Below are 13,814 nucleotides of genomic sequence, written 5' to 3' on the forward strand. Positions count from 1 at the left end.
GTTATTACAAAAATAGCGATAGCCGTTATTGCCGCTGCGGTTGCTTCCATGGGTCTGGGGAGTATATTGATTCGTCAGGAAATTAGTTGCGGTTGGGGCTCCGCTTTCCCGTTTTCATCTCCCCGGTTTGTTCGTTTTAATCATAGCTGATCCGATCGCGTATACTGCCATCCGACCGGTGGATGATCACATCCGCCTTGTACTTCCTGGCCAGTCGCCTGGCCTTGCGAATAGCGGTGTCCTGACGCAGGTGTTTGGAGGTGATGCGTTTGTTGCCCTCCCGCCTGACGGCCCACCTGTCTTTATAGGGCACCACATGCTGGTGCCAGGTCCTCCCCCGTTTGTTCTGGCGGGCGCTTTTAAAAAAGACCTCTGCGAGTTCGATTAATATGTCGATCCAGGAGCGGGACGTAGTGCCTTTGGGCATTGGGTTGGTTTTAACACTCCCCAAGATACTGTTTTCGGGGGATTTACCCCGGGGCCCTGGGTTGGCGGCTGGCGCCGCCGACCAGAGAATGACGGCTCCTGCTTGGAAGTACTTCACAGAATTGATTCCCTGGGTTGCTTTCTCCTTCGTCGAAAGCGACCGGGCCGAGCGGCCGCGTGAGGTCCGGTGGACCTCTCGCAGCGAGGAGCCAGCCGGTGCGTTGGCCAAGCGGCGACGGAGCATTCATGCGGCCCTGGGTTGCTTTCTCCTGCGTCGAAAGCGACCGGGCCAAGCGACCGCGTGAGGTCCGGTGGACCTCTCGCAGCGAGGAGCCAGCCGGTGCGCTGGCCAAATGACGACCGAGCATTCATGTAGCCCTGGGTTGGCGGCTGGCGCCGCCTACCAGAGAATCACCACTCCTGCAAATAGCAAACCTCCGCTTTGCTAGCGCAAATCGGCGCCTTTTCGTTCCCTTCAGAAAGTCGAAGCAAGCTTCACTTTCTTTCGGAAACAAAAAACCCCGCACGAAATCGTGCGGGGTTTGCTGCTTGATGTGGTCCCACCTGGGCTCGAACCAGGGACCCCTTGATTATGAGTCAAGTGCTCTAACCAGCTGAGCTATAGGACCCGTTTTGGAGCATGCAATATTACCACTTATTTCGGGAGGCTGCAAGCCGAAAATCCATTTGGGGACGGTGATTCCGGCTGGGGTCCGCGAGCGAGAACCGACGGTTTCACACGGGTGGATCAGACGCGCTCCTGGGGCGGGATCCTGGCTGTGGTCGGACCTGGTCAGCCGGGGCCGGCGCTTAATTATATTTTTTTATCTCCCTAAACTTCAGTAATTTAAGTAGGTTAAAACAACGTAGCCATGGGAACAATCAAAACTTGGGACAAGTGGGCGGACGCCCACTCCTATTACGGTTTGGATGTGCTTCGGGTGGCCCTGGGGGTATTCCTGTTTGTGAAAGGGGTGAGCTTTATGTCCAACCTGGACCTGTTCATGAGCATGATGCGGCCCTACCAGGACCTGCCGGGAAGCTGGATCATCCTGCACTATGTGGCCGCGGCGCATTTTGTCGGCGGCTTTTTTATCATTATCGGCCTGCTCACGCGATGGGCCGTAGGGTTTCAGATCCCCATCCTTTTCGGGGCGATTATGACGAATTTCCTGGGCGAGATGATTCCCGCCAACCTGATCACGGCCATCATCGTGCTGCTGGTCTGCGTCTTCTTCTTTGTATACGGTTCCGGGAGGTTTTCGCTGGATGCCTACCTGAAGAAGTACCAGTAGGGAGTTCATCCCTAGTTATAACGGATGGAACCCGGCAACCGGATGGAACCTGTAGGTTTGGAACTGCCTCCGGATGTGCCGGTTTGTGCCGGAAGCTTGCACAGGCGAAGCCCTAGCCCATATCCTGGCAGAGTTCCACCAGGACGCCGTGGGTGCCTTTCGGGTGGAGGAAGGCCACCAGTTTGTTGTCTGCCCCTTTTTTGGGCTCCTCATTGAGTACGGTAAACCCCTCGGCCCGGAGACGGGCCATCTCGGATCGGATATCTTCCACGTCGAAGGCGATGTGGTGGATGCCCTCGCCCCGCTTTTCGAGGTATTTGGCAATCGGGCTGTCCGGGGAAGTGGCTTCGAGCAGTTCCACCTTGTTGGGGCCGGAGCGGAAAAATGCGGTGCGCACCCCTTCCGAGGCAACCTCCTCCGTCTTGTAGGCCGGGCTGCCCAGGAGTTTTTCATACAAGTCGCCGGCTGCTTTCAGATCATTTACCGCGATCCCAATATGTTCGATTTTGCGCATTCCCGGGGCGTTTTCCTACGAAAATAAGCCATTTGTGTGTACTTTTGGGCTGTGGAAACGCAACGACAGAAAAAAATCGCCGGCCTCCTCCAGCAGGACCTGGCAGAAATGCTCCAACGGGCGGCCGTCGACGGCGGGCTCCAGGGGATTATCCTTTCGGTGACCAAAGTCCACGTCACCTCAGACCTGTCCATTGCCAAAGTATATGTGAGTATCTTCCCGGTCAAAGAGGCCACGGGCCTGATCAAGGGGATCCAGGCGCAAAAGGCACAATTCCGTCACGAACTGGCCCGGCGCACGCGCAACCAGCTCCGGCGCGTTCCCGAACTGCAATTCTACCTGGACGATTCCCTGGAATACATCGAGAATATCGAAAAGTCGCTCAAGGAAGGGGAAGACCCCATCGAGAACCCGGACCTGCTGCCCCGCCGCAAAAAATCCTGAGCGTGAACTTCCCGCTGTACATCGCCCGGCGCTATGTCCGTTCCAAAAGCAGCCAGAACGCGGTCAATATCATCAATGCAGTCACTTTCGGCGTCATTGTCATCGGCTCCGCTGCCCTGTTTATCGTCCTCTCCGGTTTTGCGGGGTTAAAAACCTTCAGCCTGTCTTTCAGCAACACGTTCGACCCGGACATGCGCATTGTCCCGGCCAGCGGGAAGACCTTTGCCTTTGGCCCGGAACAAACTGCGGGGTTGCGGGACATCCCGGGGATCGCCTCGTATTCCAGGGAACTGGAAGAACGCGTTTACCTCACCCACGACCAGCGCAGCATGATTGCCTATATCAAAGGGGTGGATTCCGCCTACAACCGCACCACGGGCATCGACAGCACCATCTATATGGGGCTCTGGGACCTCAGCGCCCAACAGGCGGTTTCCGGGATCTCCATCGCCTCCCAGCTCTCGCTGAGCGTTCAGAATTACCGCTCCCCCCTCATCGTACTGGTCCCGAAACCCGGAACGGGCAACCTCTCCCCCCAGGGCCTGGGCGACCAGCCCTACAACCAGATGGCGGTGATCCTCTCCGGAATCTACCAGATTGAGGAGGGGCTGGATAAAAAATACCTGTTTGCAGACCTCGGGCTGGTGCAGGCGCTGCTGGAGCGCGACAGCCTGCAGGTATCCGGGGTGAACCTGAGACTCACACCGGAGGCCGATGAAGCAGCCGTGCTGTCGGCCGTGCGTGATACCCTGGGTAGCGGCGTGGAAGTCCGTACCCGTCGCCAGCTCAACCAGACGCTCTACCGGATGCTGAATACCGAAAACCTCGCAACCTACCTGATCTTTACGCTGGTGTTAATCATTGCGCTCTTTAACGTGGTGGGGGCCATCATCATGATGATCCTGGACAAGCAGCTCCATACCCGCACCCTCTATTCGCTGGGGCTCACCGTTAGGCAGCTCCGCCGGATCTATTTCCTGCAGGGGGTACTGGTTACCTGTGCAGGCGGGGTAATCGGGGTATTGATCGGGGTGGCGCTGATCGGGTCGCAACTCGCCTTTGGCTGGCTGATGATCACCCCGTCCCTGGCCTACCCGGTGGCCCTGAGCTGGGCGAATGTGGGGATTGTTCTGGCCACCATAGCCGTGTTGGGGGTCATCGCCGCCCGCATTGCGAGCAACCGCATAAACAAAAAGATGCTGAGCCTGTAGCGGTCCAATCCGGGAACGGGGATCGGGAATTCAGGCAAACTCGTGGGTGGCAAATGCCTCCAGGGCCTCGTCGAAGGCGGCAAATACGTCGGCCGAGTCGTCGCTGGTAACCATCTTCATCCGGTAGGGCTTAAAATTCGGGATCCCTTTGAAGTAGTTCGTGTAGTGCCGGCGGGTTTCAAATACGCCGAGCTTTTCCCCCTTCCAGTCGATGGCCATCTGCAGGTGGCGGCGCGCTGCTGCCACGCGTGCCTCCATGTCCGGCGGCGGCAGGTGCTCCCCGGTTTCGAAATAGTGCTTTACCTCCCGGAAAAACCACGGGTAGCCAATGGATGCCCGGCCAATCATCGCCCCGTCCAGGCCGAATTCGTCCCGCATGCGAACCGCTGCCTCCGGGGTGTCCACATCCCCGTTCCCAAACACCGGAATGTGCATCCGCGGGTTGTTCTTTACCTCGGCAATGGGTCGCCAGTCTGCCTCCCCTTTGTACATCTGCACCCGGGTCCGGCCGTGGATGGCGATGGACTGGATGCCCACGTCCTGGAGCCGTTCGGCCACCTCGACGATCTTAATGGAATTGTGATCCCAGCCCAGGCGGGTCTTCACCGTCACGGGCAGGTGGGTCCGTTTCACCATCGCCTCGGTGAGTTTTACCATCAGCGGGATGTCGCGCAGGATCCCGGCCCCGGCATTCTTGCAAACCACTTTTTTAACCGGGCAGCCAAAATTGATATCGATAATGTCCGGCCCGGTCTCGGTAACGATATCCACAGCCTGGAGCATGGAGTCCAGTTCGGCCCCGAAGATCTGGATGCCGATGGGCCGCTCCTTTTCATAGATGTCCAGCTTCACCACGCTTTTGGCGGCATCCCGGATCAGACCCTCGGACGAAATGAATTCCGTGTACATCACATCGGCCCCCTGTTCCTTGCAGAGCGTGCGGAAGGGCGGGTCGCTCACATCCTCCATCGGGGCGAGCAGCAACGGGAAATCCGGGAGTTCCACTGGGCCGATACGTACCATAAATTGCTGTTTTTGCGCTACAAAGCTACGAATAAGGTGGATTTCCGGGCAAATCAATCCTCCACGATCCGGTCCCGCTCCGTATTCCGCAGGTCGGCTCGCCGGCTTTGCAGGCGGTAATTCCCGAAATTATAGGTGAATCCCAGCCGGATAAAACGGGTTTCGGGGCGGGAGTAAAACGCATTGTCCTGGTTGGCGTACCGGGAGGTGTACGTGGCATTGGCCCGTCCGAGCAGGTCCTCGGCCACCAGGCTCAGGGAGGCCCGGCCCTGCCAGAGCGATTGGCGGAGACCGGCGCTCAGGGCAATCGTTTCCGATCGCTTAAACGACCCGTGGAGGAAGCCGCTCAGGTACAGCAGGGAGACATCCCCGGTAAGCGTGCCGTCCCCCGAAAGCGTCAGTGAATTGTTGAGGTAGCCGTAATACCCGCTGACGCGGTTGGTGTAGGTTTCCTGCTCGCTCAATACGGCGAGCAGCGTCTCCTCCTCGTAAAAAAGAGAATTGTAGGCGTAAACCTGCCACCAATCCAACAGGGCTTTGGATACTGTGAAGTCCAGCCCGTAGGAAATGCTCCCCAGCGTGTTCTGCTTAATTTGCAGTAGGGTCTGGTTTTCGTTGTCCTGGAAGCTGAGCGTACTGATGTACCGGCCGTTATCCCGGTAATACAGGTCTATAAAATACGTGTTGTCCAGGGAGAGGTTCAGGTTGAAGTTGTGGCTGAAATTCGGGACGAGGTTCGGGTTGCCCTCATTGTAGTCGTTTTCATTCAGGAAGAACCGGAAAGGGTTCAGGTCCTGGTAATTTGGCCGCGTCAGCCGCCGGTTGTAGGTTAGCGCCATGCTGTGCTTTTCCCCCAGGGAGCGGCCGAGGTACAGCGTGGGAAACCACTCCAGGTAGTCCTGGTTGTTGATCTCGTCCAGGGTTTCCGAACGGGCCCGCACCTGTGTCTGCTCGGCGCGCAGCCCCAGGCGGAGCGACCAGGCCGACCATTCCTGGTACAGGCTCGTGTAGGCGGCGTAAACTTCCTCGTCATAGGAAAACCGGTCCGTCACGGCAATGTCAAAAGGCGGCTCCATATTTACGTCCAGGTAGTCGATGGCGTTCCGGGATTCGATAAACGAGCCCCGCACCCCGGTTTCCAGGTTCCCCTTGCCGATTGGAACGTCCAGGTCCAGCTGGCCCGTGTAGATATCGATTTGCTGGTCCGCATCCGTGGCAAAGGGAAAGTCCCGGAGAAAGGCCCCGGAAGGGTCAAAGTACCGGCTGTTCCCCTCCTGGACCCGGTCCAGTTCGTAGTACGTATAGTGCGCATTGGCCTTCAGGGAAGCCCCCTTCTCCCCCAGGCTGCGGCGGTAATTCAGTTCAACCGAGGCGTTGAGCCGGTCCTCGTCCAGGACGGAACGGGTTACCAGGGTGGAGTCCGGGCTTCCCTGTCCGTTGCGCATCTCGGTGCCCAGGGTATACGCATGCTCCTGGTCCGGGGAATACAACAGGTTTGCCGTCAGGTTCAGCTCGTCCCGGTCCGAAGGGGTAAAGTCCAGGATCAGGTTGCCCTGCTGCGCCTGGGAACGCGTTATCCGGTCCATCCGGGTTTCCCAGTTGGCAAAGACCGCGTTGCCGGCGTCGATAAAGTTGATGTAGCTGTCCGAGACCTTCAGTTCCTTGCGGGGGGCGATGGAATAGCTGGCGAGCAACCCGAATTTTTCGGTCTTGAAGAACTGGCTGGTGCCCAGGCTGTATTTGGGGAATACCGCCTGGGTATACTCCCCCCGAACACTGCCCTTATACCCGGGGAGGATGTTTTGCCGGGTGCGGATATTCAGCACCGGGCCGTCGCTCGCTTCAAAGCTCGCCGGGGGTAATGGGATGACCTCAACGGACAGGATCATATCCCCCGACAACCCCCGGAGCAATTCCAGCACCTCGTCCTGCCCGAGCTGGACCTTGCGGCCGTTCAGGTAGATGGTGGCCGGTTGCCCCCGCACCTCAAGGGATTCCGGGCCGGCAATGACCCCCGGGGCATTCCTGAGGATGTCCCAGGTGCTGCCGGAACTCAGGACGGTGTTTTCCACCTTAAAGACCACCCGGTCTGCCTGCCGCTCAATGACCGGTCGCTTCCGGGTCACTACCACCTCGTCGAGCTGTTCGGCATCTTCCGACAGGATCAGGGCCCCGAGCCGCAGGTCCGAGCGGACCTCTACGGGGACAGGGCGGGCCGAATATCCAAAGTACTGGGGCTGGAACAGGTAGAGGTCCGGGGCGATGCCGTCGATTGAGAAATAGCCGGATTCATCCGAGGAGGTCCCGCTTACCCGGACGCTGTCCGCGTTGAGCAACAGGATGTTCGCATAGGGCAATGGGGTACCGCCGGTATCCTTGACGAAACCGGAGACCGAGTAGGTCTGGCTGTGCAGGGCGAGGGGGCAAATCCCCAGCAAAAGCAAGGTTCGTAACTTCAATTTCTGTCTGGGCTGGTATAAATCTAAACAATTTACCGGGCCAACCCGCCAAAATTTGGAAGAATTAGACTACCTGCACCCCGGGCGGCCTTACGCCCTGTCCCGCCTGGCTAGAAACCAATCTCTGCGGTTACCCGCTTCCCGTTGCGCGCCACCACCACTGTGGTGCTGTCCCCGGGCTCAAAGGCCGACAGGGCCCGCATATAGCTCATCATATCCGTTACCGTGCTGTCGCCCAGTTGTACCACCACATCCCCTTTCTGCAGGCCGGCCCGCTGGGCGGGTTTGTCTTCGCTCACGCCGTCAATCCGCATGCCGGTACCGTCAAAGAGGTAGTCCGGGACCACGCCGAGTCCCACCTTAAACCGGGGCACTTCCTCACTCTCGTTTTTGGTCTTCCGAAAGGCGATTTCCCGCTGGCTTTCCAGATCTGCGGCTATCGCCAGGATGTAATCCGAAATCTGCGCCATCCCCTCGTAATTGAGTTTCTCCGAATCGTCCGAAGGCCGGTGGTAATCTTCGTGCTGACCGGTGAAGAAGTGGAGTACGGGGACATCCTGCAGGTAAAAGGACGTGTGGTCGGAAGGGCCAACGCCGGATTCCTGGAGTACGAGGCGGAATCCCGGGTTCCGGGAACGGAGCACCTGGTTCCAGATGGGGCTGGTCCCCGTACCGCTGATGGACAGGGTGCTGTCCGGGCGGAGCCGGCCCACCATGTCCAGGTTAATCATATACGCGGGCTTGCCGAAATCGCCGGTGGGGTTCTTGGTGAAATAGTTAGACCCCAGCAGGCCCATTTCCTCCCCGGAGAAGGCAATGAACAGGTAGTTGTCGCGGGCTTCCTGCACGCCTCCTGCCGCGCGTTCAGCCAGGTCCCGGGCCAGGCGGAGCATAACCGCCACCCCGCTGGCATTGTCGTCCGCCCCGTTGTGGATGGCCGAGTCTCCCCGGTGCAGCGAACCTTCGCCCCCCATCCCGAGGTGGTCGTAATGCGCCCCGATCACCACGGTGCGCTCCCCCCCGTTATTGAGCAGGCCCAGGACATTCCGGGCGGTGACCGATCCGTCCGAATGGTCGCCATACGCTACCTCCCCATGCGGGTCCTGCCGGGGGCGGAAGCTGAAGTCCTGGAAATAGCTGCCTTCCTCCCCGGCCGGTTCCAGGCCGATGGCCTCCATCCGGCGCGCCAGGTACCCGGCCGCCAGACGGGCCCCTTCCGACCCGGTGCGGCGGCCTTCCAGGGAATCGCTGGCCAGGATGTGCACATCGTCTTCCAGGCTGGCGGCAGGCGCGGCCGTCTCGGCACAACTCCCGGCGAGCAGCCCAACGGCCCCCGACATCAGAATTCCTGCAAAAAGGTTGTAATACTTCATGGCTTCCTTCTATTTTTACCAAAATTACGCATCTCCATGAGAATCTTACTTTTACTCTTGTTGGGAATTTGCACCATGGCCTGCAAGGACGGCAAAAAGCCGGAGCCCGGCGCGGGCGGGGCTTCCGATCCTGCCGATAACCCGGCCGCTGGAAGCGCTGCCGGCAGCCCCATGGCCGCATCCTCCGACACGCTCATCTACCCGGGCGAGACGCACTTTAAATCCATCCGCCAGGTCACTTTTGGCGGCGACAACGCAGAGGCCTACTGGAGTTTCGACAACCGCCAGCTGATCTTCCAGTCGAATTACGAAAAGTGGGGGGTGGAATGCGACCAGATGTTCCTGATGGATGCCGGGGAAACTTTCAACGGTAGCGTCCCGCCCATGGTCAGCACGGGGATGGGCCGTACCACCTGTGGCTATTTTATGCCGGATAATGAACACATCCTCTACGGCTCCACCCACCTGCGGGACCCGGAATGCCCGGAGGTGCCCCTGCGTGAAAACGGCAAATACGTCTGGCCGGTATACGATTCCTTCGACATCTTCGTGGCCGACCTCCAGGGGAATATCGTCGACCAGCTGACGGACGAGCCCGGGTATGATGCCGAGGCCACCGTGTCTCCCCAGGGCGACCGGATTGTCTTTACCTCCGACCGGAGCGGCGACCTGGAGCTGTACACCATGAACCTGGACGGGTCGGACGTCCGACAGATCACCGACGAGCTCGGGTACGACGGCGGGGCGTTTTTCTCCCCGGACGGCACGCAGATCATCTTCCGGGCCTCCCGACCGGAGACTGAGGCGGAAATTGCCGAATACAAAGACCTGTTGTCCCGCGGCCTGGTCCAGCCCACCGAGATGGAGCTCTTTATCTGCAATGCAGACGGCAGCGACCTGAGGCAGCTCACCTTCCTGGGCAATGCCAACTGGAGCCCCTTCTTCCATCCGGACGGAGATAAAATTTTGTTTTCCAGCAACTTCGAATCCGAGGGCGGCTTCCCCTTCAACCTCTACCTCATCGGCACAGACGGCACGGGCCTGGAGCGGGTTACCCACGGGCAGACCTTCGACGCCTTCCCGGTCTTCTCCCCGGACGGAAAATACCTGGCCTTTTCGAGCAACCGGAACAACGGGGGCACCCGGGACACCAATTTGTTTATCGCCGAGTGGCAGGACTGAACCCGAAGTCCTCCGGGCAGCGCATAAATTCCGGTGCCGCCGAGCGCAATTTGATTATCTTTGCCTCCTATTTTCGGATTGCATGAAGAATATTCGGAATTTTTGCATCATCGCCCACATCGACCACGGCAAGAGTACGCTGGCCGACCGGCTGCTCGACTTTACCGGGTCGGTGACCGAGCGCGAAAAACAGGACCAGCTGCTGGACAGTATGGACCTGGAGCGCGAACGCGGCATCACCATCAAGAGCCACGCCATCCAGATGGACTATATCCACGATGGCGAACCCTATATCCTCAACCTGATCGACACCCCCGGGCACGTGGATTTCTCCTATGAGGTGTCCCGCTCCATCGCGGCCTGCGAAGGGGCCCTGCTCGTAGTGGATGCCGCCCAGAGCATCCAGGCACAGACCATCTCCAACCTTTACCTGGCCCTGGAAAACGACCTGGAAATCATCCCGGTACTCAACAAGGTAGACCTGCCCAGCGCCAACCCCGAGGAGGTGACGGACGATATCGTGGACCTGATTGGCTGCAAGCCCGGGGAAGTGATCCCGGCCAGCGCGAAGACGGGCCTGGGCATCCAGGAAATCCTGACAGCTATTATCGAACGCGTTCCGGCCCCGGCCGGCGACCCGGAGGCCCCGCTGCAGGCCCTGGTCTTTGACTCGGTCTACAACCCCTTCCGGGGCGTGGAAACCTACTTCCGGGTAATGAACGGGGAAATCCGCAAAGGCCAGCACATCAAATTCGTCGCTACGGGTAAAAAATACCATGCAGACGAAATCGGGACGCTGAAACTCAAACAGCTGCCCAAACAAAAAATTTCCACCGGCGATGTGGGCTACCTGATCACCGGCATCAAGGACGCCCGGGAGGTCAAGGTGGGGGATACCATTACGGACGCCGCCAACCCAACTCCCCAGGCGATTGCCGGGTTTGAAGACGTCAAACCCATGGTGTTTGCCGGAATCTATCCGGTGGACACGGAGGATTTTGAAGAGCTTCGCGCCTCCATGGAAAAGCTCCAGCTCAACGACGCCTCCCTGGTTTTCACCCCGGAGAGCAGCGCGGCCCTGGGCTTCGGTTTCCGCTGCGGCTTCCTGGGGATGCTGCACATGGAGATCATCCAGGAACGCCTGGAGCGGGAATTCGACATGACGGTCATCACCACGGTGCCCAACGTGAGTTATTACGCCTACACGACCAAGGACCCGGAAACGCCCTTTATCGTCAACAACCCCTCGGATTTGCCCGACCCCTCCACCATCAGCCGGGTGGAAGAGCCTTTCATCAAGGCCACCATTATCACCAAGTCGGATTTTGTGGGGAATGTGATGTCGCTCTGCATCGACAAGCGGGGGGAGATCACCGGGCAGACCTACCTCACCCAGGACCGGGTGGAACTCACCTTCGACATGCCCCTGGCCGAGATCGTCTTTGACTTCTACGACCGGCTGAAAACCGTGTCCAAGGGGTATGCCTCCTTCGATTACAGCCCCATCGGCATGCGGACTTCCAAGCTCGTGCGTGTGGACATCCTGCTGAATGCCCAGCCAGTTGACGCGCTTTCCGCCCTGGTGCACTTCGACAACGCCTACGACATCGGCAAGCGGATGTGCGAGAAACTCAAGGAGTTGATCCCCCGCCAGCAATTCGACATCCCGATCCAGGCGGCCATCGGCTCCAAGATCATCTCCCGGGAAACCATCAAGGCGCTCCGCAAGGACGTGACCGCCAAGTGTTACGGGGGGGATATTTCCCGGAAGCGGAAACTCCTCGAAAAGCAGAAAAAAGGGAAAAAGCGCATGCGCCAGGTAGGCAACGTGGAAATCCCCCAGCAGGCGTTTATGGCCGTGCTGAAGCTGAACGATTAGGCGTCCTGTTCGCCTGGCGAGCCGTTCTTATCGGCTTGCGCGTGCTGCTTGCCGTTCTCCTTCCCGACCGGCTCATCTTCTTCCTTGTCCAGGTCAAAAACCTTCCCGAGGTACACGAGTTTAAAGCCCTCGGTGATATCCGTGAAATCCTTGGAATAGGACGGGATGATGATCAGGTCGCCCTCCGGGTCCTTGAGGAAGAGCGGGATGATGTCGTCCTCGGCCTTGGTAATCTCAATCAGGCCTTCGTAGTGTTGCCGGTCCTTCAGGTCAATTTCGTGGATGGCCGGATAATGGCGGGTGGCCTCCATCAGTTTGATAAAGTCGTCCGTGTGCGAGAACAGGCCTTCCTTCGGGTTGTTCTCCGGGTCGTTCATCTCATCCGCATCCACCAGGCGGAAGGATCCGTGTTCCCCGAACTGGTTCCGGAACTTTTCAATGGCGTACTTGTTTACCACCGAGCTCGGCGTAAGCGACATCAGGTAGCCGATATCGCTCAGCTCAATATTGTCGCTCAGCGTATCCGAATAGATATCGGCGGTGAGCGCCTCCAGCCCCAGGTTCCGCGATTTTTCCACATTTGTCTGGTTGCTGTCTATCAGCACAACATGCCGGTTGTTCTTCATCAGGTACTGGCCAATAAGACGGGAGGGCTTGGCGGCCCCGATGATCAGGATGCCTTCGGATTTTTTCAGGAATACGCCCACGAGCTGTGCGAACAACCGGGCGGTGGTTGCGTTCAGCAGAACCGTCCCCAGAACGATCACGAATACCAGGGGGGTGATAAATTCTGCCCCGGGCACCTCCTGGTCAATCAGCTTGGAACCAAAGAGGGACGCGATACCGGCTGCGACGATCCCGCGCGGACCCACCCAACCGATAAACAGCCTTTCGTTGATGCTCAGGTGGGAGCCCAGAGAGGATAAAAACACCCCCAGCGGCCGGATGAGAAACACGATAATGGCAAATAACAGTGCCGTGTTCCAGTTGTAAATGAGCTGCAGGTCTACCAGGTCGATGTTGGCCGCCAGCACGATAAACAGGATGGAGATGAGCAGCACGCTCAGGGATTCCTTGAAATACAGGAGTTCCTTGAGGTTGGGGAGCTCCGTGTTCCCCATCACCATGCCCATGACCACCACCCCGAGCAGGCCGGATTCCTTGGCGAAAATATCGGACATCACAAAGACCCCCAGCACCGTGGAAAGGGCCACGACGTTGAGCAGGTAATGGGGGATGAAATTCTTCTTAATGACAAACGCCAGGGCATGGGCAAAGGTAAACCCGAAAGTGAGGCCGAATAGCAGGATTTTGCCGAATTCGATCAGGGCGGTTTTCGTATACGCCCCCCCTTCGGCCCCGACGCTGATAAACTCGTATACCAATACGGCCACCAGGGCACCGATTGGGTCGATCAGGATGCCTTCCCATTTCAGGACGGCGGAGACGTCTTTTTTAAGCGGGATGTTCCGCAGGATGGGGGTGATTACCGTGGGGCCGGTAACAATTATCAGGCCGCTGAACAAAAAAGAGATCTGCCAGGAAAGCCCGAAGATAAAATGTGCGGCGATGCCCGCGCCGAAAAATGTCACCAGGGTCCCCAGGGTGATAAGCTTGGTAATTACCGGCCCGACGTTCGCCACCTCGGAGCGCCTGAGCGTCAACCCGCCTTCAAAGAGGATGATACTGATGGCCAGGGAGACAAAATAATACAACCCCTCCCCGGGAAACAGGCCCTTGCTGCCGTTCCAGATCGGCTCGATCAGTTTCGCGCCATCCTCCGTAAATAAGGTGGAGATCGGCCCCACCAGCAACCCAATCAGGATCAGGGGCAGGATGGCGGGCAGTTTGAGCCTCCAGGCCACCCACTGCGCCACAATCCCGAGAATGACAATACCCGCCAGCTCTATCATGTGTTGGTTTTTGCGTTAAAGCCAAAAATAGGGAATCTCCCCAGTTATGAAACCCCGGCGACCCCGGCAATTTGCAGGAAGATGCCAAAATCTTT

Annotated in this window: 11 protein-coding genes and 1 tRNA gene; 5 read left to right on the plus strand and 7 right to left on the minus strand. The window is 58.5% G+C overall.

All coding sequences use genetic code 11. The features are described from left to right. Window positions 1–136: 136 nt before the first annotated feature. Both AC3DKS_RS10340 and AC3DKS_RS10345 read right to left on the minus strand, forming a co-directional pair. Window positions 137–427, minus strand: a complete 291-nt coding sequence (locus tag AC3DKS_RS10340) for a DUF2188 domain-containing protein (protein ID WP_015753418.1) — start codon at window positions 425–427, stop codon at window positions 137–139. A gap of 554 nt (window positions 428–981) precedes the next feature. Continuing rightward, window positions 982–1,055, minus strand: a tRNA-Ile gene (locus tag AC3DKS_RS10345). A gap of 243 nt (window positions 1,056–1,298) precedes the next feature. Between AC3DKS_RS10345 and AC3DKS_RS10350 the strand changes: the two genes are divergently transcribed. After that, window positions 1,299–1,721 carry a DoxX family protein gene (locus tag AC3DKS_RS10350; RefSeq protein ID WP_015753393.1) on the plus strand — a complete coding sequence of 141 codons (423 nt, stop codon included), beginning with the start codon at window positions 1,299–1,301 and terminating at the stop codon, window positions 1,719–1,721. A 112-nt stretch (window positions 1,722–1,833) separates the two neighbouring features. Here the strand turns inward: AC3DKS_RS10350 and mce are convergent, their stop codons facing one another. Next, window positions 1,834–2,235 (minus strand): methylmalonyl-CoA epimerase, encoded by a 402-nt coding sequence (mce, locus tag AC3DKS_RS10355; RefSeq protein WP_474731667.1) that lies wholly within the window; start codon window positions 2,233–2,235, stop codon window positions 1,834–1,836. Window positions 2,236–2,286: 51 nt separating this feature from the next. Here mce and rbfA point away from each other — a divergent pair, with 51 nt between their 5' ends. Both rbfA and AC3DKS_RS10365 read left to right on the plus strand, forming a co-directional pair. Next, on the plus strand, window positions 2,287–2,679 hold the full coding sequence (gene rbfA, locus AC3DKS_RS10360; RefSeq protein ID WP_041326951.1) for a 30S ribosome-binding factor RbfA: 393 nt from the start codon (window positions 2,287–2,289) through the stop codon (window positions 2,677–2,679). Between the two features lie 2 nt (window positions 2,680–2,681). Then, the gene (locus AC3DKS_RS10365; protein WP_474731665.1) at window positions 2,682–3,890 is read left to right on the plus strand and encodes an ABC transporter permease; all 1,209 of its coding nucleotides are present in this window, start codon (window positions 2,682–2,684) and stop codon (window positions 3,888–3,890) included. 30 nt (window positions 3,891–3,920) lie between these two features. Here the strand turns inward: AC3DKS_RS10365 and dusB are convergent, their stop codons facing one another. The 3 genes from dusB to AC3DKS_RS10380 form a co-directional block, all read right to left on the minus strand. Then, the gene (dusB, locus tag AC3DKS_RS10370; protein WP_474731664.1) at window positions 3,921–4,913 is read right to left on the minus strand and encodes a tRNA dihydrouridine synthase DusB; all 993 of its coding nucleotides are present in this window, start codon (window positions 4,911–4,913) and stop codon (window positions 3,921–3,923) included. 53 nt (window positions 4,914–4,966) lie between these two features. Next, window positions 4,967–7,372 (minus strand): outer membrane beta-barrel protein, encoded by a 2,406-nt coding sequence (locus tag AC3DKS_RS10375; protein ID WP_474731662.1) that lies wholly within the window; start codon window positions 7,370–7,372, stop codon window positions 4,967–4,969. A gap of 110 nt (window positions 7,373–7,482) precedes the next feature. Next, window positions 7,483–8,745 carry a M28 family peptidase gene (locus AC3DKS_RS10380; RefSeq protein ID WP_474731660.1) on the minus strand — a complete coding sequence of 421 codons (1,263 nt, stop codon included), beginning with the start codon at window positions 8,743–8,745 and terminating at the stop codon, window positions 7,483–7,485. 36 nt (window positions 8,746–8,781) lie between these two features. Here AC3DKS_RS10380 and AC3DKS_RS10385 point away from each other — a divergent pair, with 36 nt between their 5' ends. Together AC3DKS_RS10385 and lepA are read left to right on the plus strand one after the other, a co-directional pair. Further along, on the plus strand, window positions 8,782–9,927 hold the full coding sequence (locus AC3DKS_RS10385) for a TolB family protein (protein WP_041326949.1): 1,146 nt from the start codon (window positions 8,782–8,784) through the stop codon (window positions 9,925–9,927). A gap of 82 nt (window positions 9,928–10,009) precedes the next feature. Further along, window positions 10,010–11,806, plus strand: coding sequence for a translation elongation factor 4 (gene lepA, locus AC3DKS_RS10390; RefSeq protein WP_015753384.1), 1,797 nt, complete (start codon window positions 10,010–10,012; stop codon window positions 11,804–11,806). Here the strand turns inward: lepA and AC3DKS_RS10395 are convergent. Further along, window positions 11,803–13,719 (minus strand): cation:proton antiporter, encoded by a 1,917-nt coding sequence (locus tag AC3DKS_RS10395; RefSeq protein WP_015753383.1) that lies wholly within the window; start codon window positions 13,717–13,719, stop codon window positions 11,803–11,805. The genes lepA and AC3DKS_RS10395 overlap by 4 nt on opposite strands. Window positions 13,720–13,814: the final 95 nt, after the last annotated feature.

The sequence above is a fragment of the Robiginitalea sp. genome (assembly GCF_982776155.1).

Bases quoted from the DNA above. Each gene is read 5' to 3' on its own strand.
- lepA (WP_015753384.1), top strand. From the start codon at position 10,010: ATGAAGAATATTCGGAATTTTTGCATCATCGCCCACATCGACCACGGC.
- AC3DKS_RS10385 (WP_041326949.1), top strand. From the start codon at position 8,782: ATGAGAATCTTACTTTTACTCTTGTTGGGAATTTGCACCATGGCCTGC.
- mce (WP_474731667.1), bottom strand. From the start codon at position 2,235: ATGCGCAAAATCGAACATATTGGGATCGCGGTAAATGATCTGAAAGCA.
- AC3DKS_RS10340 (WP_015753418.1), bottom strand. From the start codon at position 427: ATGCCCAAAGGCACTACGTCCCGCTCCTGGATCGACATATTAATCGAA.
- AC3DKS_RS10380 (WP_474731660.1), bottom strand. From the start codon at position 8,745: ATGAAGTATTACAACCTTTTTGCAGGAATTCTGATGTCGGGGGCCGTT.
- AC3DKS_RS10350 (WP_015753393.1), top strand. From the start codon at position 1,299: ATGGGAACAATCAAAACTTGGGACAAGTGGGCGGACGCCCACTCCTAT.
- AC3DKS_RS10395 (WP_015753383.1), bottom strand. From the start codon at position 13,719: ATGATAGAGCTGGCGGGTATTGTCATTCTCGGGATTGTGGCGCAGTGG.
- dusB (WP_474731664.1), bottom strand. From the start codon at position 4,913: ATGGTACGTATCGGCCCAGTGGAACTCCCGGATTTCCCGTTGCTGCTC.